This window comes from Syntrophaceae bacterium (genome assembly GCA_013177825.1).
Classification (GTDB): Bacteria; Desulfobacterota; Syntrophia; order Syntrophales; family PHBD01; genus PHBD01.
Genome location: JABLXX010000001.1, coordinates 776,827 through 802,166, shown reverse-complemented (window position 1 = coordinate 802,166; position 25,340 = coordinate 776,827). Strand labels below are relative to the sequence as shown.

The 25,340-nt window shown below is 64.7% G+C and carries 28 protein-coding genes; 9 read left to right on the top strand and 19 right to left on the bottom strand.

The window, feature by feature from the left end; all coding sequences use genetic code 11:
* Positions 1-6: 6 nt before the first annotated feature.
* The 13 genes from HPY65_03610 to HPY65_03550 form a co-directional block, all read right to left on the bottom strand.
* A complete protein-coding gene (locus HPY65_03610) occupies positions 7-1,242 on the bottom strand; it encodes a 3-oxoacyl-ACP synthase (GenBank protein ID NPU83553.1) in 1,236 nt (411 codons plus the stop codon).
* Entirely contained in the window at positions 1,224-1,523 is a 300-nt protein-coding gene (locus HPY65_03605; GenBank protein ID NPU83552.1) for an acyl carrier protein, read from the bottom strand. The genes HPY65_03610 and HPY65_03605 overlap by 19 nt, the downstream gene beginning before the upstream one ends.
* A gap of 156 nt (positions 1,524-1,679) precedes the next feature.
* Positions 1,680-2,537 (bottom strand): hypothetical protein, encoded by an 858-nt coding sequence (locus HPY65_03600; protein ID NPU83551.1) that lies wholly within the window; start codon positions 2,535-2,537, stop codon positions 1,680-1,682.
* The gene (locus HPY65_03595) at positions 2,534-3,010 is read right to left on the bottom strand and encodes an acyl-CoA thioesterase (GenBank protein ID NPU83550.1); all 477 of its coding nucleotides are present in this window, start codon (positions 3,008-3,010) and stop codon (positions 2,534-2,536) included. Before HPY65_03595 ends, HPY65_03600 begins: the two co-directional genes overlap by 4 nt.
* 81 nt (positions 3,011-3,091) lie before the next feature.
* A complete protein-coding gene (locus HPY65_03590) occupies positions 3,092-4,357 on the bottom strand; it encodes a beta-ketoacyl-[acyl-carrier-protein] synthase family protein (GenBank protein ID NPU83549.1) in 1,266 nt (421 codons plus the stop codon).
* Positions 4,358-4,585: 228 nt separating this feature from the next.
* Positions 4,586-5,839, bottom strand: coding sequence for a beta-ketoacyl-[acyl-carrier-protein] synthase family protein (locus tag HPY65_03585; GenBank protein ID NPU83548.1), 1,254 nt, complete (start codon positions 5,837-5,839; stop codon positions 4,586-4,588).
* 37 nt (positions 5,840-5,876) lie between these two features.
* Positions 5,877-6,875 carry a radical SAM protein gene (locus HPY65_03580; GenBank protein NPU83547.1) on the bottom strand — a complete coding sequence of 333 codons (999 nt, stop codon included), beginning with the start codon at positions 6,873-6,875 and terminating at the stop codon, positions 5,877-5,879.
* A complete protein-coding gene (locus HPY65_03575) occupies positions 6,875-7,510 on the bottom strand; it encodes a hypothetical protein (protein ID NPU83546.1) in 636 nt (211 codons plus the stop codon). Before HPY65_03575 ends, HPY65_03580 begins: the two co-directional genes overlap by 1 nt.
* 39 nt (positions 7,511-7,549) lie before the next feature.
* Positions 7,550-8,632 carry a radical SAM protein gene (locus HPY65_03570; GenBank protein NPU83545.1) on the bottom strand — a complete coding sequence of 361 codons (1,083 nt, stop codon included), beginning with the start codon at positions 8,630-8,632 and terminating at the stop codon, positions 7,550-7,552.
* 39 nt (positions 8,633-8,671) lie between these two features.
* A complete protein-coding gene (locus tag HPY65_03565; GenBank protein ID NPU83544.1) occupies positions 8,672-8,947 on the bottom strand; it encodes a phosphopantetheine-binding protein in 276 nt (91 codons plus the stop codon).
* 29 nt (positions 8,948-8,976) lie between these two features.
* Positions 8,977-9,360, bottom strand: a complete 384-nt coding sequence (locus tag HPY65_03560) for a hypothetical protein (GenBank protein ID NPU83543.1) — start codon at positions 9,358-9,360, stop codon at positions 8,977-8,979.
* 102 nt (positions 9,361-9,462) lie between these two features.
* Positions 9,463-10,305, bottom strand: coding sequence for a polysaccharide deacetylase family protein (locus HPY65_03555; GenBank protein NPU83542.1), 843 nt, complete (start codon positions 10,303-10,305; stop codon positions 9,463-9,465).
* Entirely contained in the window at positions 10,302-11,648 is a 1,347-nt protein-coding gene (locus HPY65_03550) for a radical SAM protein (protein NPU83541.1), read from the bottom strand. The genes HPY65_03555 and HPY65_03550 overlap by 4 nt, the downstream gene beginning before the upstream one ends.
* Positions 11,649-11,830: 182 nt before the next feature.
* On the opposite strand from HPY65_03550, the gene HPY65_03545 reads away from it, so the two are divergent.
* Together HPY65_03545 and HPY65_03540 are read left to right on the top strand one after the other, a co-directional pair.
* Complete coding sequence (locus tag HPY65_03545; protein NPU83540.1) at positions 11,831-12,112, top strand: AbrB/MazE/SpoVT family DNA-binding domain-containing protein; 282 nt, start codon at positions 11,831-11,833, stop codon at positions 12,110-12,112.
* Positions 12,113-12,218: 106 nt separating this feature from the next.
* On the top strand, positions 12,219-13,055 hold the full coding sequence (locus HPY65_03540; GenBank protein NPU83539.1) for an arsenite methyltransferase: 837 nt from the start codon (positions 12,219-12,221) through the stop codon (positions 13,053-13,055).
* A gap of 68 nt (positions 13,056-13,123) precedes the next feature.
* On the opposite strand, the gene HPY65_03535 is transcribed toward HPY65_03540, so the two are convergent.
* The 6 genes from HPY65_03535 to HPY65_03510 form a co-directional block, all read right to left on the bottom strand.
* Positions 13,124-13,999: a hypothetical protein gene (locus HPY65_03535; GenBank protein NPU83538.1), complete on the bottom strand. Its 876-nt coding sequence runs from the start codon at positions 13,997-13,999 to the stop codon at positions 13,124-13,126.
* A gap of 2 nt (positions 14,000-14,001) precedes the next feature.
* Positions 14,002-15,165 (bottom strand): hypothetical protein, encoded by a 1,164-nt coding sequence (locus tag HPY65_03530; GenBank protein ID NPU83537.1) that lies wholly within the window; start codon positions 15,163-15,165, stop codon positions 14,002-14,004.
* 4 nt (positions 15,166-15,169) lie between these two features.
* On the bottom strand, positions 15,170-15,439 hold the full coding sequence (locus HPY65_03525; GenBank protein NPU83536.1) for an acyl carrier protein: 270 nt from the start codon (positions 15,437-15,439) through the stop codon (positions 15,170-15,172).
* A 93-nt stretch (positions 15,440-15,532) separates the two neighbouring features.
* On the bottom strand, positions 15,533-16,774 hold the full coding sequence (locus HPY65_03520; GenBank protein ID NPU83535.1) for an ABC transporter permease: 1,242 nt from the start codon (positions 16,772-16,774) through the stop codon (positions 15,533-15,535).
* The gene (locus tag HPY65_03515) at positions 16,771-17,691 is read right to left on the bottom strand and encodes an ABC transporter ATP-binding protein (protein ID NPU83534.1); all 921 of its coding nucleotides are present in this window, start codon (positions 17,689-17,691) and stop codon (positions 16,771-16,773) included. The genes HPY65_03520 and HPY65_03515 overlap by 4 nt, the downstream gene beginning before the upstream one ends.
* The gene (locus HPY65_03510; protein NPU83533.1) at positions 17,678-18,988 is read right to left on the bottom strand and encodes an AMP-binding protein; all 1,311 of its coding nucleotides are present in this window, start codon (positions 18,986-18,988) and stop codon (positions 17,678-17,680) included. The genes HPY65_03515 and HPY65_03510 overlap by 14 nt, the downstream gene beginning before the upstream one ends.
* 310 nt (positions 18,989-19,298) lie before the next feature.
* Here HPY65_03510 and HPY65_03505 point away from each other — a divergent pair, with 310 nt between their 5' ends.
* From HPY65_03505 to HPY65_03475, 7 genes are all read left to right on the top strand, one after another.
* The gene (locus tag HPY65_03505; GenBank protein NPU83532.1) at positions 19,299-19,751 is read left to right on the top strand and encodes a hypothetical protein; all 453 of its coding nucleotides are present in this window, start codon (positions 19,299-19,301) and stop codon (positions 19,749-19,751) included.
* Positions 19,748-20,476, top strand: coding sequence for a 3-oxoacyl-ACP reductase FabG (gene fabG / locus HPY65_03500; protein NPU83531.1), 729 nt, complete (start codon positions 19,748-19,750; stop codon positions 20,474-20,476). Before HPY65_03505 ends, fabG begins: the two co-directional genes overlap by 4 nt.
* Before the next feature lie 129 nt (positions 20,477-20,605).
* Positions 20,606-21,223, top strand: a complete 618-nt coding sequence (locus HPY65_03495) for an outer membrane lipoprotein carrier protein LolA (GenBank protein NPU83530.1) — start codon at positions 20,606-20,608, stop codon at positions 21,221-21,223.
* Positions 21,220-21,933, top strand: a complete 714-nt coding sequence (locus HPY65_03490; protein NPU83529.1) for a hypothetical protein — start codon at positions 21,220-21,222, stop codon at positions 21,931-21,933. The genes HPY65_03495 and HPY65_03490 overlap by 4 nt, the downstream gene beginning before the upstream one ends.
* Positions 21,934-21,967: 34 nt before the next feature.
* A complete protein-coding gene (locus HPY65_03485) occupies positions 21,968-23,260 on the top strand; it encodes a radical SAM protein (protein NPU83528.1) in 1,293 nt (430 codons plus the stop codon).
* A gap of 54 nt (positions 23,261-23,314) precedes the next feature.
* Positions 23,315-24,880: an aromatic amino acid lyase gene (locus tag HPY65_03480; GenBank protein NPU83527.1), complete on the top strand. Its 1,566-nt coding sequence runs from the start codon at positions 23,315-23,317 to the stop codon at positions 24,878-24,880.
* 32 nt (positions 24,881-24,912) lie between these two features.
* A complete protein-coding gene (locus HPY65_03475; protein NPU83526.1) occupies positions 24,913-25,332 on the top strand; it encodes an acyl-CoA thioesterase in 420 nt (139 codons plus the stop codon).
* Positions 25,333-25,340 lie beyond the last annotated feature (8 nt).

Sequence of the window (25,340 nt, the reverse complement as noted above, 5' to 3'; positions counted from 1 at the left end):
GGGAAATCACGGTTCCTTCCGGAGGATGAGGCCCGTATTGACCCCTCCGAAGGCGAAGTTCTGGACGGCCGCAGCCCGAACGGGAGTCTTCACGAGAGAGGGGACATGACGGATCATGGCGCACCGCTCATCCACCTCCTCCAGGTTCAGGGTCGGGGCGACAAACCCCTCCTGCATCATATAGAGAATCAGGATCGTCTCGATCACCCCGCAGGAGGCCATGGTGTGCCCCATGTAGCTCTTCAGGGCCGTGACGAGGGGACGGTCGCCGTAGACGGCGGAAATGGCCTGGGCCTCGATGATGTCCCCCATCTTCGTGGCCGTCGCGTGGGCGCTGACAAGATCGATCTCGTCGGGCGCCATGTCGGCATCCCGGAGCGCCAGGCGCAGCGTCTCGCGGATTCCCGCCAGGTTCGGCAGGATCAGGTCCCCGCCGTTGTTGTTGCAGGCGAACCCGACCACCTCCGCCAGGATGGTCGCTCCCCGCCTCCGGGCGGACTCGTATTCCTCCAGGAGAACCGCTCCCGCCCCCTCTCCCACCACGAGGCCGTCGCGGCGGACGTCGAAGGGACGGGGCGTCCGGCCGGGCTCGTCATTGAAGGCGGTGGAACAGGCAAGAAGGTTGTCGAAGACGGCCACCGTGGTGGTGTCGTATTCGTCCGCCCCACCGCAGAGCATGGCGTCCTGCATGCCGTACCGGACAGCCTCGTACCCGAACCCGATGGACTGGCTGCTGGTGGTACAGGCTGTCGACGAGGCAATGACACGACCGGTGATGCCGAACATCTTGGTGATGTTCACAGCTGTCGTATGGACCATGGACTTCAGGTAGTCCACCGCCCCGATGGAGGAAACGCCCGCCCGATCCCTGCTGTGAAAGACCTTGTAGATGTCCCGCTGCACCGTGGGACTGCCATGGGTGGATCCGAAGGCCACGCCCAGCCGGCCGGAGGTGATGAATTCCTGCTCCAGGCCGGAGGCCTCGAGGACCTCTTTCGCCACCTGGCATGCGTAGTAGCTGACGGGTCCCATGGTCTTCCGGTTGACCCGCTTGAAGTCGAAGGGAATGGGGTAATCGACGGTGCCAAAGACCTGGGAATGGATGAAGGGCGCCAGGAGATCGTCCTGCCGGAGGGGCTTCACGCCGGAGTAGCCCTCGCGGAGGCTGCGCAGGATATCCTCCCGGCCGTGGCCGATGGGTGTAATGGCGGAGGCTGCGGTGATTACGACCCTTCTTTGCATAAGTCTCCGATGGGAAGGCTTCCGCCGGGTCGGCGGGCCCGCACGAGTTCTTCCACGTAAGAACAGATCTGGCGGACCGTTCGGATGTCCATGGCCCGCTTCTTCTCCTCCATGGTCAGCTCGGAACCCAGAAACCGCTCGATCTCCACCAGCAGCTCGATGGCGTCGATGCTGTCGAACTGGTAGGCCTCCCGGAGATCCACGTCCATGGCCGGGTCTTCTATCTCGAACTCCTGAAGAAAAATCCGCCGGATTTCGGCTTCGATCGCCTCACGCGTCATGATCCTGTCCAAAACACCTTTCTGAAATCGGGATCTTTCGGGATCGCCTCCCGGATTTCCATCGCAGGAGAGGCTGTCGCCTCCTCCCGATTCCCCGGCTCCTTGTATCGTTCCGTTCCCCGAAAAGTCAAGCAGGGGCTCCGGTTTATCGGCGAATCATCCGGCGGATCGTCCGAATCCTTCCCGAATCCACGCCGGCGGCCTGATACGGCCCCGGGTCACGTCCCGCATCCGGACTCCCGACAGCTCCTCCCGCAGACGATCGCCGGAATCCAGGATCAGGATGTCGAAGAGGAACACCCCCTCCGATAAGCCTTTTGCAGCGATCCACGCCCGGCAGGACTCGCCGGGTTCGACCGGCCGGACGATTCGCCGGCTCCCGAAACCGACGGGGAGCGCCACCGTGTCGCCGTAGCGCTGGCACCAGGCGCAGGCAACGTGCAAGGCTGCATCCAGCGGGAAGGGAGATCCGAGAAACCGCCGGGAATCTCCTCCGGTCGGGGCCTCCACAACGGCCTTCGCGCCTTCCTCCCAGATCTCAATGGGGTCCCTGGCGTTCCGATAGGCCGGTCCGAAGGGAACCAGATCCCGATAAAGCCGCTCGGCTGGAACGGCGAACCGATCCGACCGATCCGGCTCCCGGTCCATTCCCGGGAACGGCTCCGTCTTCTTCTCCCCTCCGAAGACAACCGTTCCGTGCACCGCCAACCGGCCGATAGCCCCCGAGCGGGAACGGACCGCCATGCCGAGAACCGCCTTCACGCGGCCGGCATCGAGGGGCTGCCGTTCAATTCGGGCCTCCAGGGCGGTCGATCCGGGATCGAGAACGAGAAACCGGGGGAAAAGGGCCTCCTCCATGATCCGCACGGATACATCCGGAAAGCGGCACTGCACGGAGCCGGCCAGGATCTCCAGGATCTCCACGGCAGGCAGGATTGCCCGGCCGTCAAAGGCATGATCCAGGAAATCATCCGGGAAGGCGATTCGCACCGCTTGCCCCTCCCTCGACGTCATGACGGAAAACTCTTCCACAGGTGGACCGTTTTGGGGTCCACGGCCACGGGCCTTCCCGCCCGGTTCAGTGCACAGTGACGCGTGTGACCCTTGCAGACAAGGACGCCTGTTTCGGCATGTGTAACGACGTAATCGAACCGGAGGCGGACACGCTCCAGATCGCCCGGGCGTGTGTGGATCCACATGGGATCGTCGTAGCGCAGCGGCTGGAAGAACTGGAGCCCGAGATCGATGATGGGGTAAACGAAACCGCTCTCCTCGATCTCCCGGTACGGGTAGGCAGCGTCGCGCATCAGGGATGCCCGCCCCATCTCGAAATAGCGGAGGTAATTCGAGTGGTAGACCACAGAGGAGCGGTCCGTGTCGGCGTACAGGGTCCGGTTGGTGCAGCGGTGCCAGACCAGCCCCGAAGTCCGGTCCCGGACGAACCGCTCGTCCTCCAGCGGCTCCGGATGGAAGGGTTTCGGTTTCATGTCGGATTTTCCCGTGATCGAATATTCGTGGCGCCTTCTCCTGATCGTTATGCCGGGTTCTTCCCGGCGCCGTCCTTCTTCTCATGTCCCCCGGAAGAGGATGCAGCAGTTGGTGCCGCCGAATCCGAAGGCATTGGAAAGGGTGATCTCCACCCTCTGTTTCCTCGCCACGTCGGGCACGACGTCCACGTCTTCCAGGGTGGGATCGGGAATGTGGTTGATGGTGGGCAGGATCACCCCCTGCCGCATGCCCTCGATGGTGAGGACCGCCTCGATGGCCGCCGCCGCCCCGAGGGTGTGGCCGATCTGCGACTTGTTGGACGATACGGCCATCTTTTTCAGGTGGCCGCCGAAGACCTCCCGGAGGCAGGCGATTTCCGCTGCATCTCCCTTCGGTGTGGACGTTCCGTGGGCGTTGACATACTGCACGTCTGCCGGTGAAATGCCTCCGTCTTCGATGGCCTCCCGGATCGCCCGGACGATGGTCTCCTGTCTCGGATTCGTGAAGTGGAAGGCGTCGGAGGTCCAGCCCACCCCGAGGACCTCCGCCCGGGGCGTCAGTCCCTGCGGCCCGAGGCAGTCCTCCGCCGCCAGGACAAGGACGGCCCCGCCCTCCGCCAGGACGAAGCCCCGCCGGTCCCGGCTGAAGGGCCTCGATGCCTTGGACGGATCGTTCCAGGCCCTGTCCTTCGGGCCGATTTTGATGGTGGCGTTCATGTTCTCGAAGCCATGCACCAGTTCCGGCAGGATCGGCATGTCCACGCCCCCGGCGAGGACGAAATCGCAGTCCCCGTCCCGGATCATCCGGGCTCCGAGACCGATGGCGTGGTTTCCCGAGGCGCAGGCCCCCTGCGGGGAAAAGATGGGTCCGGTGAAGCCCAGGAGGATCCCCGCCTTACCGGAAGGCAGGTTGGCGCAGAGGTTGGGCAGCAGGTAGGGACTCACCCGGAGGGGCCCCCGTTCACGGAGCTGCTCCACAGCGACCCGGAACGCGTCCGTCCCGTTGAGGGCCGAGCCGACGAGGCAGGCCGTCCGCGGCGCCGTCCCGGCATCCATGTCCAGGCCGGCGTCCTCCAAGGCATCCTTACAGAGGGCCATGGTAAGCAGCACGAAGGCGGCGTTCCAGTTGTAAACCTCCTTGGCGCTGGCAAAGCGGTAGGACCGGGGGTCCCAGTCGGGAATCTCGCCGACCACGTTCGAGGCGGTTTCCACCGGGCAGCGGGTGATGATCCGGAACCCCGCCTCGCCCCGGACGGCCCGTTCCCAGGTCCGGGCAAGGGTCCCACCCAGGGGCGTGGCGGCGCCGTACCCGACGACGAAGACCCGTCTGTTCCGCGGGGGCCTCATGGATCAAGCTTCCTCATGACCGTGATTCCCTTTTTCCTTTTCCACCCACTCCGGAAATGGGTTTTGATGGCGGCGAATCAAATTTTTCCCGGGTCCCATGCCCGCGCAGCAGAGCGTCCGCAGGCGCCATGTCCGAAGCGCGCCGGCGCCAGTTTGGCGCCTGCAGCGCAGCGAGCAGGAGCATGGTCGGCGAAAAATTTCTGAGCCGTCGATAAAACCCATTTCCGCTCACGCCACTCTTTTGAAGACGAGGCAGGCGTTGCAGCCGCCGAAGCCGAAGGCGTTCTTCAGGAGAAACTCCTGCTCCTTGAGCCGGGCCACCCCGGGCACGCAGTCGAGAACGATCTCCGGATCCGGGTCGTAATTGATCGTCGGCAGGAGTGTGTCCCGGAGCATCCCCTCCATGCCCAGGATCGCCTCGACGGCGCTGGAGGCCCCCATGGCGTGGCCGATCTGGGACTTGTTCGCCGAAACGGGGGGAATCCCGTCTCCGAAAAGATCCCCCAGGGCCTCCGCCTCCACCTTGTCGCCCACCCGGGTGGACGCGGCATGGGCGTTCACGGCGGACACGTCGCCGGGCGCGATGCCCGCGTGCTCGATCGCCTCGGCCATGCAGCGCCGGATCGTTTCCCGCTTGGGGGCCACAAAGTGGTAGGCGTCGGAGGTCATCCCCCAGCCGGCCACCTCGATCCGCCAGGGAATGCCATGGGCTCGGGCAAAGGCCTTCGTGGCCAGGATGAAGCAGCCGGCGCCCTCGGAGATGACAAATCCCCGCCGGTTCCGTGAAAAGGGACGGCTCACGGCACAGGGATCCTCCTCCGGCCGGCCCTCCTTGGGGCGGTAGGCCCCGTTCATCGTGGCGAATCCGGCGACGATCGGCTCCACGAGGGAGAAGTCCACAGCCCCGCAGATCGCCGCGTCGGCCATGCCCTGCTGCAGGAACATCGCCCCCAGAATCAGGGAGGAGGATCCGGTGGCACAGGCCGTGATGGGGGAGCAGATGGGTCCGGTGGCCCCCGTCAGGATCGACACCTTGCCGCCCACCATGTTGACGCAGGAATTGGCGTTCGTGAAGGGATGGGGGAGACGGCCTTCCGATACGAGGAGGCGGTCGGCGGAAATGACGGCGTCGAGGCCGCCCACGGCGGTGCTGAAGGTGACCGCCACCCGGGGCGCTTCCTCCGGCGTGATCGGTAGGCCGGCCCGCCGGAGCGCCCGGTGCACCACCAGCATGGCGTGCCGGAAGATCGGAGAGGTCCAGTGGGCCATCTCCCGGGGCTTCAGAAAGGGATAGGGCGTCTCGTCGAAATCGTCGACCTGGCCAGCCACCCGGACGGGGAAACCCTCCCGGAGGGGAAAGCGGGTCAGGGGACCGATGCCGCTTTCGCCCCTGACGGCCCGCCGCCACTGGTCCTCCCACTCGATTCCCAGGGGGGAAACGGCGTCGTATCCGAGAATGACCGGTCTCTGATCGGGATGCATGCCGTCCTTAAGATTCGTAAAGCGGTTCGGCGGGCCGTCACCAGGGAATGAAGCCGTAGAGCTTGGCGAACATCTCGTACACTTCGATCCAGTTCTGGAGATCCCTGGTTGAGCGCATGTGTTCGCGTTTGTTCACCATGACCCAGCTCATATGGGCGGCTCCGTCCTTGCAGATGGAACAGTCCCGGGTGGCGGAGGTGCAACAGCGGTGCGTCGTCCGGAGGTCGGCGGCCCAGCGTATGAACCGGATGAGCCGCTTCGGCCGCGGATCCCGGTCGTCCATGGTCTCCGTCACGGAGGGGCATTCGTTCCAGCCGAAGGGGCGGCCCATCATCATCCCCGTGCAGATGATCTCGTGGTAATACCGACAGGAGATGACCGTCCGGGGATAGCTCTCCAGCATCGCGTCCATCTCCGCCCGGACGTCCCGCAGGGCCTCCGGGGTCCAGTGAAAGCCTTCCACCTGCTCGTCGTTGGTGAGGAGCTGCATGTGCACTTTCAGCCCCGAATCGGCGATCTTCCGGATGATTTTCTCCGTCCGGCCGATCTGCTTCGGGGTGATGGTGTACAGGTAATAGGTGTGGCTGTCACCCTCGTAGTTCTTCCGCGAGACGCTGAAGACGTCCCGTCCGCGAAGGGCCTTCTCGTCCTCCTCGTCTCCCCAGAGGGAGATCCCCACCAGCATGCCGGGGAAGCGGTCCCGGGGAATGCGGATCAGGCCGTTGGTGGCACAGTAGGTCGGGAGCCGCCGGTAGAAGGCCTCCACCCGGTCCAGAAAGAGGGTCGGCTCGCCGCCGATCAGGATGGCCATGTTCACTCCCCGGGCCTTCTCCCGATCGATGAAAGACTCCCATTGGCGGATGTCTTCCTCGTCCGCCGCGGCCTCGTGCTCCCCGGAGGAGAAGAAGAAACATCCCTTGCAGCGCAGGTTGCACCGGTTCGTCACGTCGTAAATGGAACTGCGGATGTTCAGACGCGAGATCCGCCGGTACCGCTCATACCAGTCGCTGTCGAGGAGGGAACTGACGGTCTGCATCAGAGGGCCTTCTGAAAATCCCGGTCCCGGACGAGGGTCGTGAAGGTCAGGTCGACCAGGGCGTAGGCCCGCTTCTCCAGGTCCTTGACGTCCTGGGAAGCACCCGGCGGCATCGTTACCTGATAGTCCTTCTTGAATTTCTCGACGCCGTCCCTGAAAACGTAAACCTGGAAGCGCACCTCCTGATCCGTGACGGAGGTCAGGACAAGCTGGATCTCGGGAACGCCCTTCGGGGCGGCTGCGGCCGCCGGAGGGGGTGCTCCCCACCACCAGGGACCGGGTCCCCGGTAGGCGGCGGCCTGATAATCCACGAGCCGGGCGCCGGCATGCTGGAAGGCCTTGCTGTAGCACTCCCAGAAGAACGACTCCAGCGGGCTCGATGTCTCGTAAACCAGTTTCTTGTCCGGACTGTAGAAGTTCCAGGTCTTCGTATTGTCCGCCCGGTTGATGAAGGAGGCCAGGGCGATCCGTTTGCCCTTGAGCCGCCCCGCGTCGGCGGCCCGGAATCCGGGGCTGTATTTATCCTGCTGGACGGCCACCTTGACGCCCCCGGCGGCCCCGCAGCCGGCGAGAAACAGCATCGCAATCAGCAGTGCGGCTCCGGTCTTCCAGAACCTCGTGGAATTCGTTTTCATGGTCCATCCTTTCTATTATTCCCGGTTCTCCCGGGACCGTTATTCCACGGAGAATCCCGGCGGATCCACCAGCCGGTCGCACAGATTCTCCCCCTTCTCGTAACCCATGACCCACACCGACAGATACGTGTCCACGTAATCCAGCCAGGAGCGGAAGGTGTCGGGATCGGCGGCGTGCCGGAAAAGGCGGGCCGTCACCACGGCGCTGCCGGCGGCGTAGTGGCGGCAGTCGTCGCAATCCGTGTCGGGAACGCAGCAGGCCGCGCTCCGGTCCCAGGTCAGGTCGGCCCGGTACTGTCGGAAAGAGCGCCCGAGGCCGATGTCCGTGGAGGCGTTCCGGCGGGGATAGGAGCAGCCGTACAGGGCATGCAGCCCCTGCCCGTGCGTATGGGCCGCGACGTTATAGGATGAAAACAGAACGGATTCCGGATAGCGCTCCATCGTCTCCAGCATCGCCCGGCGGGTCAGGAGCAGCGAAGAACGGTCGTGCCGGAGGGGTCCCTCGTAGCCGACAGGGGCTGAAAAGACGTTGAACGTGAGCTTTCCGTTGCGGGCGGCGATCCGTTCCGCCACTTCCCCGACTTCATGGACATTCTGTCTGGTGAAGGTGTATACGAACACCGCCCGGGGATCCCCGTCGTAGTTGTCCAGCTGTCTCTCCAGGAGGTTGGCGGCGTTGCGGACCCGCCGGCTCGTTTCGTCATTCCCCCAGACGGAGATGTGGATCTTGTAGCCTACGGCGGGTGGGATCAGCCGGAATCCGTTCGTGGCGATGCTTCCCAGGGGCATGATCTCGAAACAGGTCTCGAGAAGCTCGGGGACCAGGGAGGGCTCGGCGCCGGCCAGGACCACGTACGTGATGCCCCGTTCCTTCTCCTGCCGCATCAAATCCCGCCATGACCCGGGATCCCGGTTTTCCGGGGCAAACTGCTTTTCTCCCTCGTAATAGTAACAACCGTCGCACCGGATGTTGCAGCGATTGGTCATGTCGTAGGTGGATTCCCGCAGGAAGAAGTACTTCCGGACCTTCTCCCACCGGTCCCTCACCCGGGCGTCACGAAGAAGATCGCCGAATTTCCATTTTCCTTCCGTTTTGTCCGCCGGGGCGGTTCGATTCGTCAACGGCTCCTCCCTCGCCGGAATCGTCTTCCATCTCCTGCATCACGCAGCCTTTTCCTGAAGCCGGGTCCGGATATATTCCGCGATCAGCCGGAGGGTCTTCAGCTTCGGGTAATCGTCCTCGTCGATGCTCACGCCGTATTCGTCCTGAAGGACGAGCGCCACGGTCGCCAGGTCCATGCTGTCGATCCCCAGTTCATCCACGAGATCCAGATCGGGATCGAAGGTCTCCTGGGTGACATCCTCCAGCCTCAGTTCGTCGATGACAATCTGGGCGATGCGAAGAATATGCTGTTCAATGTCCTTGACGTCAGACATGAATCTTCCTCCTCGATGCTTCGGTATTCTCAACACGCATTCCCGGACCGGTCACGGCGCGTCCGGATGGATCCGCTGCAGACCGTTTCCGCTCCCGAGAGAAGCCGGAACAGGTACTCCCCTTCCATGTCCCCCTGTTCCGGGGCAACATGAACGGTCAGATTGTCACCCGGACGAGCAGGCTGGCGGAAACGAACCCTCCGGATGGATTCCACGATCACCCTATCTTCTCCGGCCTCGCCCCGGCGAAGAACCTCCGCCACCAGGTATAACAGCGCCACGCCCGGGACGATGGGATGCCCGGGGAAATGACCGGAAAACCAGAGCGACTCCGGGGAGAACCGTGCTTCCGCGACAATCCTGCCGGAGGCTTCTTTCCCTATCAGCTTCAGGTCCTGCCAGTATTCGGTCATGTTCCTCCATTGCAATGGATGTCCCGGAACCTGAAGAGAACTCTTGATATGATTTCCCGCCCGAACCCTGTCAAGGGAAGCCGATGAAAGCGTGATTCTATATCACTCTTGCCCCGGAGGATCAAAACCTTTTTTCCCCGGTCCGCACGTCCTCTCCATGACGGATTGTCCAATCAGATCGGATAGAAGAACCGCCCGGAGCGACCGCGCCCGGAGCCCCCGGAGAAGGGCTCCGACTTCCGCCAGCCAACGGTCGACTCCACCAGTCCCGGGGGGCGAGACGTCATGGAGCAGCAGGATGTCACCGGGGCGGACCCGTTGCAGAAGGCGCCCCGCCAATCCCGCCACCCGCCGGTTTCCCCAGTCGGCGCCCCGGCGACTGAAGGTGACGCAGATCATGCCCGATTCGCGGAGTGCGAGCGGAAGGCGCGGATTCGTGATCCCGACGGGCGGACGGAAAGCCCGCGGGCGGATTCCCGCCTCCGCGAAGATTTGCTGGGCTTCTTCGACTTCCCGCCGCAGGACGGACATCGGGCGGAGCATCAGCAGCGGATCGTGTCGCCACGAATGGTTCCCCACCTCATGCCCCGCTGAGAGGATCGCCCGGATCAGTTCCGGATATCGGGCCGCCCGTTCCCCCGTCACGAAAAAGGCCGCCGGAACCTCCGCCGCGGCCAGAAGTTCCAGGAGACGGGGCGTGACCCGGGGATCCGGCCCATCGTCGAAGGTGAGCGAAACGGCGTTTCCATCCGGATTGCCACTACTTATGACGGGAAGAAAGAATGATGATCGGGAAAAGAACGGCAGCACGGCGCAGAGGAGCAGGAAAGACGCCAGGGGAACAACCGCCCACAGGGGCTCCACGGCGGCCGCGCCTGCCGCCAGCAGCAGGGAGGCGATACCGGTCCGATGGGCCGGCGACCAGGGGGAAGGCACCGCCTTCATGGGATCAGGTGCTCCCAGAGCGGCCCCTTCCATCCGCGCCGGTGGAGGCGCGTGACGACAGAGGCCGTCTCCGCCCCGCCGGCCCCCACGACCCAGTTTCCCCTCCCCGCCGCGTGGCGCCTCACCAGCCGCTCCAGCTCCCCTTCCCCGAAGACGGGGGAAATGTAAAACCTCGGCTCCAGGAGGTCGTCCGAGGCCTGCAGGCATCCCTCGCGAAGGGCGACCTCGTGCAGTCCCGTATGGGGATAGATACGGATCCCCGGGAACAGGAAAAACACGGCCTTGCGCAGTCCCTCGGCCCGGCCCAGGGTCTCCTCCAGGGTCCGGCCGTCCTCGCCGGGTCCCCCCAGGAGGAGGTAGTGGGCCACGTGAAGGCCCGCATCCACTGCCGCTTCATGGGTCTGGAGGACGTCGGCGGTCCGGAAGGGTTTCCGGTACGAGGCCAGTATCCGGTCCGAGAGGGCCTCGGTGCCGAACTCCACGTGGCTCAGCCCCGCATCCTTCATTTCCCGCCAGTAGTCCGTCGGCACCCGGAAGGGGGCGAAAAAGGCCGTCCAGGGAATGGACAGGCCGGCTCTCCGGAAGCTACGGGCCACCTCCAGGGAATGGGAAAGGTCCGTATTGAAGGTGGAGTCGGTCAGGAAAAGGAAACGGGCCCCCTTTTCCTGGAGCATCCGCGCCTCCTCCGCCACCTCCTCCGGGTCACGCCGGCGGAGTGTCCGGCCGTCGATGTGGGGGTAGGTGCAGTACAGGCAGTCGTGGGGACAGCCCCGCTTTGTCTCCAGGTTCATCATGCCCCCGCGGGCGAGATATGCCACAACGTGAAGGGCGGAGCCTTCAAAATGCCGGACCAGGGGACCGTTCCAGGACTCCGGCACCGGAGCCGGGCCGTCCTTCACAACGACACCCGGCAGGCCCGACGGATCCCGGCCTTCTTCCAGGGCATCCAGGAGCAGGCGGAAGCGCTCTCCCTCGCCGAGGATTCCGTAATCCGCCCCGAGCCGGGACATCAGCTCATCCGGGAAAATCGTAAAGCCACTTCCCCCGAGAACGAGGGGGCCCGGGAAGACGGAGCGGATCTCCGACGCGATCTCCCGGTAATCCTCGACGAATGCCCGGGGGGCCGAGGCATCCGTGTTGTCGATGTTACGGATCGAAATGCCGACCACGGCAGGCGCAAAGCGCCGGATCTCTTCGAGAAGACCTTCCGGCGATGACGTGGCCAGATCGACGATCCGGACGTCGTGGCGGTCGCGAACGGATCCCGCCACGTAGTCCAGCCCCAGGGGATACACCGGATAGGGAGCCGTCAAGCGATTGAAGGAAACAAGCAAGACGTTCAAGGGATCGGCACCTGTATCTTGAGATTGGTTAACTGCATGGAAATGTTCCGGGATCATACTGGTTTGACGGCTCCTTGGCAAACGGAAAAACCCGGCGCGATTCCCCTTGACAATTCGAGATCGATACCTATAATTCAGATCATTCAGAATAATCTGATTAATCCACTCATTACGGAGCAACGATGACCGACAAGACAAGCAGTGAAAAGGAATGCTGTCCGTCGTCCCGGAGCGGTAAGGGCTGCTGCCGGGTCGAGGCCCTTCTCGGAGTCGACGAGCGGGGACAGATGGTCCTGCCCAAGGACATCCGGGAGCGGGCAAACATCCGGACGGGGGACAAACTGGCCCTTGTCAGTTGGGAAAAGGACGGCGAGGTCTGCTGCCTGACCCTGATCAAGGCGGACGCCCTGGCCCAGGGGGTCCGGGAATTCCTGGGACCCGTCCTGGGAGACCTGACGGGCTGAAGGCACCCGGGCGGACACGCAGAATTGAACGGAAACGGCATTCCGGATGCAATGCCGCCGTTGCATCCTATTGCACGAAAGCAATTATAATTATGGAGGATATTCGATGAAAAACGAAGACATCCGGACCAGCGTCCGGGAAGGGTACGGAAAGATCGCCGTCACGGGAAATTCCTGCTGCAGCCTGCCCATCGCGGGCTGCTGCGGAGGCACACAGCAGGCGGCGGCAATCGGCAAGGCCGTCGGCTACTCGGATGAGGACCTAGCCGCCGTCCCGGAGGGGGCGAACCTCGGACTCGGCTGCGGCAACCCCGTCGCCCTGGCCTCCCTACGGGAAGGGGAAACGGTCGTGGACCTCGGGTCCGGCGCCGGCTTCGACGCCTTCCTGGCGTCCTGGCAGGTGGGACCTTCGGGACGGGTCATCGGCGTGGACATGACGCCGGAGATGCTCGATAAGGCGCGGGAAAACGCCCGGAAGGGGGGTTACGAAAACGTGGCTTTCCGCCTGGGCGAGATCGAGCACCTGCCCGTGGCGGACGGGGAGGCCGACGCAATCATCTCGAACTGCGTCATCAACCTCTCGCCCGACAAGCAGCAGGTTTTCCGGGAGGCCTTCCGAGTCCTTAAACCGGGGGGGCGGCTGATGGTCTCGGACATCGTCCTGACGAAGGATCTTCCGGAGGCGATCAAGGCGTCACTCACCGCCTGGATCGGCTGCGTGGCCGGAGCCGCGCGGAAAGACGATTACCTGGGAGCGATCGCCGCCGCGGGATTCATGGACGTCGAGGTTGTCGGGCAAAACGTCTTCCCGGTGGACTTCCTGCTTAACGATCCCACGGTCCAGACCATGGTCCGCGATCTGGGGCTTTCCCGGGAGGAGCTGTCGGATCTCGCCGCCACGGCGGTCAGCATCCGGGTGTCCGCCGTCCGGCCGGCGCACTGAGTTCCTCTACCCGGGCAACCCATAAGAAACGTCCCCCGCCGGGCTCCGGAGTCCCGGCGGGGAAAGGGCTATTTCGCGGCGGTCTCTACGGCCGCCAGTGTGTAGCGCCCCGGACGGTCGCAGGTCACGTGAAGGAGAAGGCGGCCCGGACAGTCCTGGACGAACCGGCTGATCCCCAGGGCCGTCGCCGAATCGAACCAGCCGTGCCCGGAGAGGTAGTCAAACTCGTCCACCGCCCCGACGGTCCGGCTCCAGGCCTCACGGGCCGCCGCCGGCACGGAGAGGCCGTAGGCGATAACGGGGGACCTGCCGGTCCGCTCCCTCAGCCAGATCGCCCCTTCCGCTGCGTCCCGGACCGCACCTGTTCCCAGGATCCGGCCGATGGATCCTTCCGGTTCGTCCGTCACCCAGAGCCAGGCACTCCCCTCGACACCCCGGACCGATCCCGCCGGGATCCCATAAGTCCGCTCGAAATGAACCGCCGAGGGATTGGCTTCGTCCACGCCGCCGAGCAGGGCGCTTCGGGCCCTTCCTCGCCTGAAATCCACGGTCAGGAGCTCGATTCCCCGCTCGAAGGACAGGAGGCGGTCCGAAATCGAGAGGTTCGGGCCCGCTGCGCCCAGCCCCTGGGCCACGTAGAAGGATGCCGTGTTCGACATGGTGTTGATGAAACTGTAGGGCATGGGAAGGGAGTGCTGGCGGAAGATCTGTCGCAGCACCGCTTCCGTCTCGCCCAGGTTTCCCCGCTCCGTCGTCAGGTATACCGCCGTGTCCGCCGGAACGGTCCGGCCGGCTACGCAGCGGTGGGCGCCGATGAGGGAGAGGAGGATGTAGCGGTTGATCCGCCGGAAATAGGCCGTGGATACCCGGGCCAGTTCCTCCTTGAGGATCTGCGCCGGGGTTCCCGGTTCGGTGATGAAGGCCGAGGCACCGTGGATGTACATGGTCAGCCTCCGCCGGACACGATCAGGGACGTGCAGTTGCCCCCGAACCCGAAGTAATTGAGCATGACCGTCGCCTTTTTCATGGGCAGGGGCTCCTTCAGGGGGCTGACGCCCAGATCCGGATCCTCTTTCTCGAATCCCGGTGTGGCAGGCAGAAAACCCCTCCGCAGGGACTCCGTGATCAACAGCAGTTCGATCGCCCCTGAGGCACCGACGGTGTGGCCGACATAGGGCTTCACGGCCGTGACGGGAGGCAGGCGGTCGCCGAAGACGGTCCGCATGCCTGCGCATTCCGTCCGGTCGTTGAGGTCGCTCCCCGTGGCGTGGGCCTTGACGGCGTCGATCTCATCCGCTGGCACCCCGGCGTCGGCCAGGGCCTGCCTCATGGTGGCGGCGATGATCACCCCGTTCTCCTCGTGGGTCGTGACATTGAAGGGATCGCACCGGTTGGCGCCGCCGCGGAAGATGAACCCACCGTTCGCAGGATCGCCCCGCTCCAGGAGAACGACGCCGCACCCCTCACCCATGATAATCCCGTCCCGGTCCACATCAAAAGGCCGGTAGCGCTCGGGTGCCATGAGGCGGAGTGATTCGAAACCATAGAAACCGGTGGCGTTGTAGAGATCGTACCCGACTGCAACGACACGGTTGACGACACCGGTCTCGATCAGGCCGGCCCCATACAGGATAGCGTTGGCCGAGGATGTGCAGGCCGTGGTGAAGGTCGTGCAGGGTCCGCCGATGCCGAACCGGTCCGCAGCCGCATGGGCGATGGAACCGTAGCCGAGGGAGGCGTGAACGAAGAAATGGATCCCGTTCTCCTCCGAGCGGGCATAGGCGGCCTCGTAGATGGGAATGTCGATGGACGTGGACCCGAAGAGGAACGCCGCACCTTCCAGTTCCCGGCCCGTCCAGCCGGCGCCGGCAACGGCCCGGGCCACCGTATCGAAAAGGACGTCGTAGAAAAACCGCTCCACGTCGGCGTCGCGCCGTCCGTCCCGAAAGGGAAGCCGGTAATAGGGACGGCCGTAGGGGAGGCCCGCCAGGTCCAGGGGCACCATTTCAAAGGGCGTGCACCCGTCCCGCACGGCGCCGATGACGGCGTCCATCTCCGTCCCGAGGGAGCACGACAGGGCGCCTCCCCGGATGCAGGCCTTTCGTTCCATGCATCTACTCCGGCCGGAGGTAATCGGCAAAGGCGCTGATGGAGGTCATGACGCGCCGCATGACCTTGCTGTCGGTGATGTTGACGTTGTAGCGCTGTACGGCGATGGAGATCTGCAGGGCGTCAATGGAATCGAGGCCGATGCGGGAGTCCCGTCCGAAAAGGGGCTCGTCGTCGCGGATGTCCCCGGGGCGGAAGCGGTCCGCCAGGTCGCACTCCTCGATGATCAGTTCCTTGATTTCCTGTTTGAAGGCCTTGTCCAGGGATCCTTTCATCCTTGCATTCCTTTAGTCTTCATGATTCTGCCGTTTCCGTTCATGTCCGGTCGCACCTGCCTCCGGAGCATGCCTTTCCCGCCGCCCTTCCGTTCACGCAAACCCGCCCCGCCCCGCCTTTCTCCGGAGAACGGCAAAAGCCGCCACCAGGAAGACCGCCGCGCAGGCCAAAAGGAGAGCCGCCTCGGGCAGCACGTCCCGCACCCCCCCGCCGCGGAGGAAGAGATCCAGATAGCCCTGAAGCCCCCAGGACATGGGCGACAGGTTCGAGAGCACCTGGAGGGTGCGCGGCATCACGAAGACGGGCACCATGACGCCGCCCATGGCTCCCAGGAGCAGGTTCAGGATTCCCCCGACCGTGCTGGCCTGTTCCGGGGTCCGCCCGAGCGCGGCCACCAGCAGCGCCATGGCGATGGCGCACAGGCTGAGGCTTGCGGACACGAGGGCCAGTCCAGCCGGTGAATTGCCCAGGCTCAAGGCAGTGCCGCCCAGAAGGGGAACGACCCAGACGCCGACGGCCAGCATCGCCGCCACCTGGATCTGGTTCACCAGGAAATAGGGAACCGTCTTCCCCATGAGGAGCAGTCCGAACGACACGTTCATCCCCGCAAGGCGGGAAAAGGTGCCCTGGGTGCGCTCGGCGATAAAGGCGTTCCCGATGGGCAGCACAATGAAGAAAACGGCGAACACGATCCAGGAGGGTACGCTCTGCTGGACGGCGTTCGGCACCTGGCTTTTCTTCGCGTCCCCGGCAACATAGGAGACCGCCACGGCCGGATCGCCGGCGGACGCTGTCCGGTCGGCCAGGGCCGCCCGATCTACGCCGGCGACGTCCAGGAGCGGACCGATTCCCTCCAGGAACGCGGCCAGCCGGACCTTGCCGACGGCCCCCAGCACGGCCGTGCGAAAGAGCTCCTGGGCCTGCCGGTGAACCGTGGGATCCATGATCAGGTGGATCGAACCGGGCGCCTCCCGCCCGTTCCGGGCGGCGACGGCGGCGGAAAAGTCCTTCCGGACGAGACAGGCAAACCGGATCTCGCCCGATTTCAGAAGTCTTTTCACCTCTACCGGATCTGTCCCGGCGGCGCCCGTCCTGATTTCGAAGGGTCCGGCCTGCTTCAGGATCTCCACCAGGGCGGCGCCCCGCGGCCCCTCGTCCCCGTTGACGACCATCACGGGGATCCACACCCGGGAGTGGCCGGAAAAGAGCTCCCCCATCGCCAGGGACATGATGAGGATGAAGACGGCGGGCAGAAAGAACAGAACCATGAGCGACACGCGGTCGCGGCCAAGAACGAGGAATTCCTTCCGAAGGATGGCGATGAGCCGGTTCATTCGTCCCTCAGCGCCCGCGAGGTGAGCCGCAGGAACAGGTCCTCCAGGGTGCGGCTGCCGCCCTTCACACCGGCGATCCGGGCTTCCGTCCCTTCCAGGGCCAGGAGGACCCGTTTCAGGGAGACGGCCAGATCGGGGCCGGCGTCGATGATCACGGCCGATTCCTTCACGGTGATGCCGTCGATTCCGCGGATGCGCTCCCGGAGGACGGGATCCATCCCCACCACCTCCAGGACCGGGGCGCCCGCCTCCGCCAGGATCCTGTCGCGGCCGCCCGCCAGGACGACCTTCCCCTCGTCCAGAATCACGAGATCGTCGGCTACCTGCTCCACTTCGTCCATGTAATGGGACGCATAGACGACCGTCACGCCCTCTTCCCGGTTGATCCGGCGGATCGTCTCGAGGATCCAGGTCCGGGACTGGGCGTCCACACCGACCGTCGGCTCGTCCAGGTACAGGACCCGGGGGCGCCCCATCAGCCCGATGGCCAGGTTCAGACGCCGCTTCATGCCTCCGGAATAGGTCTCCGCCCGCTTGTCGAGGAAGGACTCCAGGCTCGCGGCGGCGACGGCGGCCTCCATGCGTTCCATGAGCGCCTTTCCGGAGAAGCCGCAGACGGATCCGAAAAAGGACAGGTTCTCCCGGGCCGTGAGAGTGGAATAGAAGGCCAGGTTCTGGGGCACCAGGCAGGAAATCCGGCGGACTTCTTCCAGTCCGTCGTCCAGGTCGTACCCGCCCACGACCACCCGCCCGCGGTCCTTCGGGAGAATCCCCATGAGGATGGAGACCAGCGTCGTCTTGCCGGCTCCATTCGGCCCGAGGAGGCCCGTGACGGCCCCTTCCCGGAAAGCAAGGCTCAGACTGTCCAGGGCCTTCTGTGGACCATAGGATTTCGACAGGCTCTCAATGAGAATCATCGGACTCGCCGTGGCGGAGGATTTCCTCGATGCGGGCGCGATCGGGTTTTCCCGTGGCCAGGACGGGGATCCGGCGAACGGATCGCAGGAGTCTCGGCCGGGCCGGGGGCTCCAGGATGGCCTCCAGGGCACCCTTCAGGGTATCGTCTGCGTGATCCGTCACCACGAGGGCCGCCACTTCCTGCTGCCGTCCCGTTCCGACGGGAAGGGCCGTCACGTAGGCGTCGGAGACCCCTTCCAATCCCTTCAGCTTTTCCAGGACTTCCCGCAGATCGACCCTTTTTCCGCCGACTTTGACGATCCCGTCCATCCGGCCCAGCAGGTCGAAGGACCCCGCCCCGGCGGCCTCGACGCGATCCCCGGTGGCGACAAAACCGTCTGCGTCCCGCTCCATCTCCGGCGACAGGAAGGGGGAGCGGACGTGCAGGAGTTCGCCCTCGATCTTCCAGTCCACGACCCCGAAGGCATGCCAGCAGGGACCATCGACGGAGCGATTCCGGAGGGCGATGCCCCCCGTTTCGGTGGAACCGTATACCTCCGTGATGCCGACGTCCGTCTCATCGTGAAACTGCAGGCTGTCGGACGCTTCGAGCATGCCCGCCGACGAAAACGCGGAGCGCAGGGAATGGCCGTGGAGGGGAGCCGTCCGGAGGACCCGGTAGTGAACGGGGACGCTCACCAGGACGGTCGCCGCTGTCTCCCGGAGGGCTCCGGCGATCTCACCGGGGAAAGACGGCATGGCGTCAACGACCCGGGCACCCGTCACCAGGGGCAGGAGGATCGAGAAAAGAAGTCCGTAGATATGAACGGGGGGGACGGTGGCCAGGATCCGGTCCGTTCCCTCGATCCCAAACTTCTCGGCCAGATAGAAGGCCTCGCCGAACAGGTTGCCCGGAGTTTTGCTCCAGAGACGGGGACTGCCGGTGGAACCACCGGTGAAGAGATGGAGGAAGGGCTCGTCGGCGTCCCGAACCAGGAGCGGCGTCTCCGCCGGCGCTTTTTTCACTTCCCGGAGGAGGGGCACCCCCGGAGGAACCTCCAGGGCCTCGTCCGCCAGGACCGCCAGCAGGGGACGGCAGTCGTGGATCTCCCGAATCACGGCTGCGGAAAGGGCATGGGGCAGGACAAGCCGGGGGCCGCCGGTCAGAGACGCCACAACGGCCGCCGCGGTCAGCTGGCGGCTCCCCGTGGCGAGGCAAAGAACGTCCCCCGGTCCGGCTCCCGGCGGGAGGCTCCTCTTGATTCCCTCGGCCAGTTCGAACAGGTTTCCCCCTTCGTCCTCCGGGGGAAGAAGCATCCCCCCTTCGCCAAAGCGCTGCCGAAGGCAATTCTCCAAACGCCCATTTGAGAAACGATTCGCGATGATCCAGACTCCCGGAAGATTTTCGGCAAGAAACGGCTCCTCTTACCCAAAACCACGGGAGGGAGTCAACGAATTTCCCTGATCCCGAATCGGCCCGCCGTTGTCCGGGCAAACGGATTCCCGTCCCGGCGGCGCCTGTCCGCCGGTGCAGCGCGTGTCTCCGAAGCGGATTCCGCTTGACTTAAAAGGAATTATCTCCTTTAACAGGAGCGACTATCGACCCGGACCATCCGGAAGAAGGCCAATGAAAACGACAGACCTGGAGATCGAAGACCTGATCCCGCACCGGGACCGCATGAAGCTGATCGGCGAAATCATGGATCTGGACGACCAGACGGCCGATGCACGTTCCGTGGTTACCCCGGCCTGGCCTACGGCCGGTCCCGCCGGCGTGGATCCGATCGTGCTGATCGAGCTGACGGCCCAGACGGCGGCGGTCTGCATCGGCGCCCGGCGAAAGCGCCAGGGAAAGAAGAGCGCCTCCCTGGGATGGATCGTCGGCATCAAGAGCGCCGATTTTATGGTAGACGTCATTCCATTCCGGGCGGTCCTGCATACCCGGGTCCGGCAGTTGTACGGCCTGGAAAGTTACAGCGTTTTCGAAGGGTTCGTGGAGACCGGAGGCGATGCCCTCGCCCGTGTGCAGCTCCAGGTCTTCGGTGAAGAACAGAACGGGGAGGCAAAGACGGAACCATGAGCGAAGCCGCAGTGGCTATCGTAACAGGCGGAAGCCGGGGGATCGGCCGGGCCGTATCCATGGAGCTGGCCCGGGCGGGCTATTACGTGATCGTCAATTATCGCTCCAACGACGCGGCGGCGGCGGAGACCCTGGAACAGATCCGGAAGGAGGGCGGCGACGGCGAAACGGTTCGCTTCGACGTTGCCGACAGCGCCGAAACGGAACGGCACCTGAAGGAAATCCTGAATCACAACAAGAAGATCGACGTCCTGGTGAACAACGCCGGCGTCACCGCCGACGGGCTGTTCATGATGATGCCCGAGGACGACTGGGACCGGGTCCTGCAGACGACCCTGAAGGGCTTCTACAATATGACCAAGCCGGTCCTCCGGAAAATGGCCCGGAGCCGGTCCGGGTCCATCGTGTCCGTCTCGTCGGTGGCGGCCCTGGTGCCGAATCGCGGGCAGGTGAACTACTCGGCCGCCAAATCGGGCCTCATCGCCGCGAGCCGCTCCCTTGCCGCCGAGGTGGCCCGCCTGGGCATCCGTGTCAACGTGGTCGCTCCCGGCCTCATCGAGACGGAAATGATCGCCCATGCCCCGGTAGACCGCATCAAGGACATCATTCCCATGAACCGCATCGGCCGTCCCGAGGAAGTGGCAAAGGTGGTCCGCTTCCTCTGCTCCGCCGACGCTTCGTACGTCACGGGCCAGGTGATCTCGGTCAACGGCGGCATGTTTTAATCCGGTTCATCCAGGGACACTTCCCCTATTTCCAGCACCTGTGGGACGGAGGAAGTGTCCCTCCATTTTGGCGCATTCATGAAATTCGACATTTTACGAGGTGTTGCACGTCACAAAAGACGTTTTGCCGTGGCGGCCCCGCTGATCGCGGCAGCCCTGGTGCTCATCTTCGCCGGGTGGGCCGATTCGTGGGACGCCATCCGCCGGGAAGCGGGGCAGATCCGGTCGGTCCGCGCCCGGTTCGTCCAGAAGAAGCACCTGCCAATCCTGGCAAAGCCGTTCGTGTCGGAGGGGCGCTTCTCATTCCAGGCCCCCGCCTCGGTCCGCTGGGAGTACACGAAGCCCGTCCGGAGCGTCCTTCTGATTCACAAGGGCAGCGCCAAACGTTATATTTACGGAGACAAGGGGTGGGTTCCCGAGGCAGGCGAACGGCTTCAGGGCATGCAGATGGTGATGGACGAGATCTCCGCTTGGACCCAGGGACGCTTCGACGCCGATCCCCGGTTCACAGCCCGTCTCGAGGGGGGACGGCCCGCCCGGGTCGTTCTGGTCCCGAAGGACCCATCCCTCATGACCCTGATCGCCCGGATCGAGATCTCCCTCTCGCCGGAGAAGCTGGGTGCCATCCGGAGCGTAAAAATCGTCGAAGGAAAGGATGCCTGGACCATGCTGGAGTTCACCCGGACGGAACACAACCTGCCGCTTGTCGAGCGGATCTTCACCCAACCCGGCGAGGCGGCCCCATGAGGCGTTACAGGGCCTTCTTCCTCCTTCCGGCGGCGGCACTTCTCCTGGCGGCCTGCAGCGCGCTCCCGCCCATCCGGCCCGGAGAGGGCCCCTCTCTCGAACGGACCCGGCAGGAGTGCCGGCTTCCATTTCTCCGGGAGGAAACGCGGCTGATCCACTCCCTCCAGGCGGTCCTGCCCGACGGGAGCGGGACCTCCGCCATCGGGATCACCATTGCCGATCCCGCAGCGAAGACCCTCCGGCTAACCCTGATGACCCTCGAGGGATTCGTGCTCTTCACCGCCCGGATCGAAGGCGAAAACCTGGAAATCGAGCGGGCCGTTGCGCCCTTCACCAACAGGGACTTCGCCCGTTCCCTGATCCGGGATGTGACGTTCTGCCTGTTCCCGCCGGGGGCCGTCCCCGAGATCGTGGGCGTGGAAGAGGGAAACCGCCCCGTCTGCCGCTACCGGTCCGACGGAGACACGGCCACGGACGTGGTCCTCACGGGACCGCAGCGGTGGGAGGTCCGGCTGTACGGGGGGGGAACCCTGACCCGGACGCTCACGGCAGAGGGCCTCAATGAACACGGGCTCCCGAAGAGACTGGAGTTGACGGGCCACGGCTCCCTTCCCTACCGGCTGACGCTGACCCTCCTGACCGGGACGCCCGTCCGGCTGGAGAGCCGGCCGGAGAATCCCATAGAGGAGGACGAGGAGGACGCCCCATGAGCATCCGCATCGCACCGTTCAAGGAATGCATGTCATGAAACTGAAACTGATCTATCCCCGTTGGAAAAAACTCGAGGGGCAGACGGAATTTCACCTGCCGCCCCACGGTCCGGTGGTATTCGCCGCAGCCCTGCCGCCCGGCGTTGAGGTCTCCTTTACCGATGAAAACGTGGAGCCCCTCGATCTGGAGGAAAAGGCCGACTTGGTCGGCATCTCCATGATGCTCACCAGCCAGGTGAAGCGGGGCTGGGAAATCGCCGGCGAATATCGCCGCCGTGGGATTCCCGTCCTCTGCGGCGGGATCGGAACGATGCTCCACGCCGAGGAAACGGCGGAGCACGCCGATTCGATCTTCCTTGGCGAGGCGGAGGGCCGGATGGAAGAAGTGATCGGCGATTTCCAGGCGGGAAAACTGAAAAAAGTCTATGATTTCTTTGCCGACCGGCCGCCGACGGAGTGGATCGGCCCGGCCCGGCGGGACATCCTGAAGCGGGACCTGTACAACTACAAGGGCGTCCAGATGGTGGACCTGGTCCACGCCTCCCGGGGCTGCCGATTCAACTGCTACCCCTGCTGCGTTTCCTTTCTCGGAGGCCGGCAGTTCCGGCCCCGGCCCATCGACCGGGTGGTCGAGGAGATCGCCGGCATCGACAACAACCGGCTCTTCGTGGTGGACAACTCCCTTGCCCAGGACAGCCAATGGGAAAAGGACCTCTTCCGGGCCATGATCCCCCTGAAAAAAAACTGGTGCTGCCACCCCATTGAGGATGACCCGGAGATCCTGGATCTGGCCGCCCAAGCGGGGGCCTGGTACGTCTACCAGGCCGTCTTCGACACTTCCGACACCATCCGGGACCGCATCCGGCGCTACCACGACCACGGCATCGGCGTCGAGGGAACCATCCTCCTGGGTCTCGACGACCATACGGAAGACGGCATCAAGCGCCTCATCGACTTCCTGATGGAGATCGAGCTGGACCTGGCGGAGTTCACCGTCCTGACGCCGTTCCCCCATACCCGGACCTTCGACGACCTGCACCGGGAGAGGAGAATCCTTTCCTATGACTGGAACGACTACACCGCCGACAAGGTCGTCTTCCAGCCACGGAACATGCCGCCGGAGAAGCTTCAGGAACTGTTCCATTACGCCTGGGATACGTTCTACCGGGACGAGCCTCAGACCTACAAGATGTTCAAGCTTCTCAAGAAGGTGATCGAAAAGGAGCACCAGGACGGTACGTACCGCCGGCGGCGGCGGGACCTGATGGCCTCCCGGTTCGGGCGCCGCGGGGAGGCCGTCGGGGAGGATCCGTCAACAAAGGGTTGACGGACGGAATCCCTTTCGATAAGGAACGCTCTTGCCCCGATCGTAAAAACCCGCGTGGAAAGGCGAAACGCATTGAAACCCAAGAGTAAAATCACCCCCCTCGTCATCGACGGACATCCCGTCGGGCTGGATGACATCGTGTCCGTCGCCAGAGACGGCCGGGAGGTGCGGATTGGTGGCGGCAAAGACTTCCGCCGGGCCATGGAGCGGTCCCGCCGCCTGCTGGCCGACGCCATTCGGGACGGCGTCCCGGTCTACGGCGTGACAACGGGGTTCGGCCGCTCCTGCGGCAAGCGCCTCTCCCGGCAGGAAGTCCTGAAGAACGGGGGCAGCAGCCCCCTCCATTTTCACGGCTGCGGTACCGGGGACCCCATCGGGATCGAGGCGACCCGGGCGGCGATGCTCTGCCGGATGATCGGCCTGGCCAGGGGATACTCGGGCGTCTCGGTGGATCTCCTGGAGAGGATGGCCCGGTTTCTGAACGAGGGAATCACGCCGGTCGTCCCCTGCGAGGGATCGGTCGGGGCCTCGGGAGACCTCACCCCCATGTCGTACGTCGCTGCGGCCCTGATCGGCGAGCGGGAGGTCTTCTATCGCGGGATTCGGATGCCCGCCGCCCAGGCCATCCAGGAGACGGGGCTCCCGCCCTATGCCTTCGAGTCCAAGGAAGCCCTGTCCCTTATGAACGGCACGGCGACCATGACGGGCATCGCCGTTCTGGCAGCCGATCGGGCCCGCCGAATCCTCGACGCCGTCGTCGGGGCCACGGCGCTCACGGTCCACGCCCTCCGCGGCAAGTCCTCCCATTTCCATCCCGCCGCAGGGGAGGCCAAGCCCCATCCCGGCCAGATCGAAGTAGCCCGGCGTCTCCGGGAGCTCCTGGAAGCGAAGGATGCCCTGTCGACAATGGAGGCGGACGCACCGGAGACCCTCCAGGACCCCTATTCGGTCCGCTGCGTCCCCCAGGTGGCCGGCGTCCTGGCCGATGCCCTGGCCTGGATCGTTCCCTGGATCGAGACCGAGGCCAACAGCGCCAACGACAACCCGATCTTCGATCCCGCCGGCGGCCCCCCCGTCATGAGCGGCAATTTCTACGGCGGCCACATCGCCTTCGCCGCGGACGCCCTGAAAGCGGCCGTCGCCTCAGTGGCGGACCTGTCGGACCGTCAGGTGGCACTGCTGGTGGACCCCCATACCAATCGAGGCCTGCCGGCGGACCTGGTCCGGGCCAACGGCCGGGAAAGCCTGCTCCGGCATGGCTTCAAGGCCCTGTCCCTCTCCATCTCGGCCCTGGCGGCGGAGGCACTGAAGCTGACCATGCCGGCGGCCTCTTTTTCCCGGCCGACGGAGTCGAACAACCAGGACAAGGTCAGCATGGGCACGATCGCAGCCCGCGACGCCGAGCGCGTCTGCACCCTCACCGAACGGGCGGCGGCCATCCACCTCCTGGCGGCGGTCCAGGCCTGCGAGATCCGCGGCAACACGAGCATCCGGCCCCGGCTGGCCCGCTGGATCCGGGCGGTCCGCAACCTTTCGCCGGCCGTCGTGGAAGATCGGGAAATGGATCGGGATATCGAGGCGATCGTCACCTTCATCGCCCGCTCCGCTACGCCGGCATGACCCAACGGAACGTCGAGGAAATCGGGATAACAATGGAAAACAAAGAACCCATCAGCTACGAGATCACCCGTCGGGTCCCTTTCTACGACCTGGACCCCATCCAGGTGGTCTGGCACGGCAACTACATGAATTATTTCGAGGACGCCCGCGTCGCCCTGCTCGGTGCCCGCGGGGTCGACCTCTACGAGATCTACCGGCGGACCGGAATCGTCTTTCCCATCATCAAGACCTCGACCAAACACATTCTCCCGCTCCGCTACCAGGATGAATTCGTCTGCCGGGCCACCGTCCGGGAGGCGCGCTTCAAGCTCGTCTTCGACTTCGAGATCCGGCTCGCGGCAGACGGACAGGTCTGCACCCGCGGCCGGACCGAACAGGTGGCCGTGAAGGCACCGGAGATGGAAATCCTTTTCTCCATCCCCGACGAAATCCGCCTGCCCCTCGGGTTCTGAGAGACGGA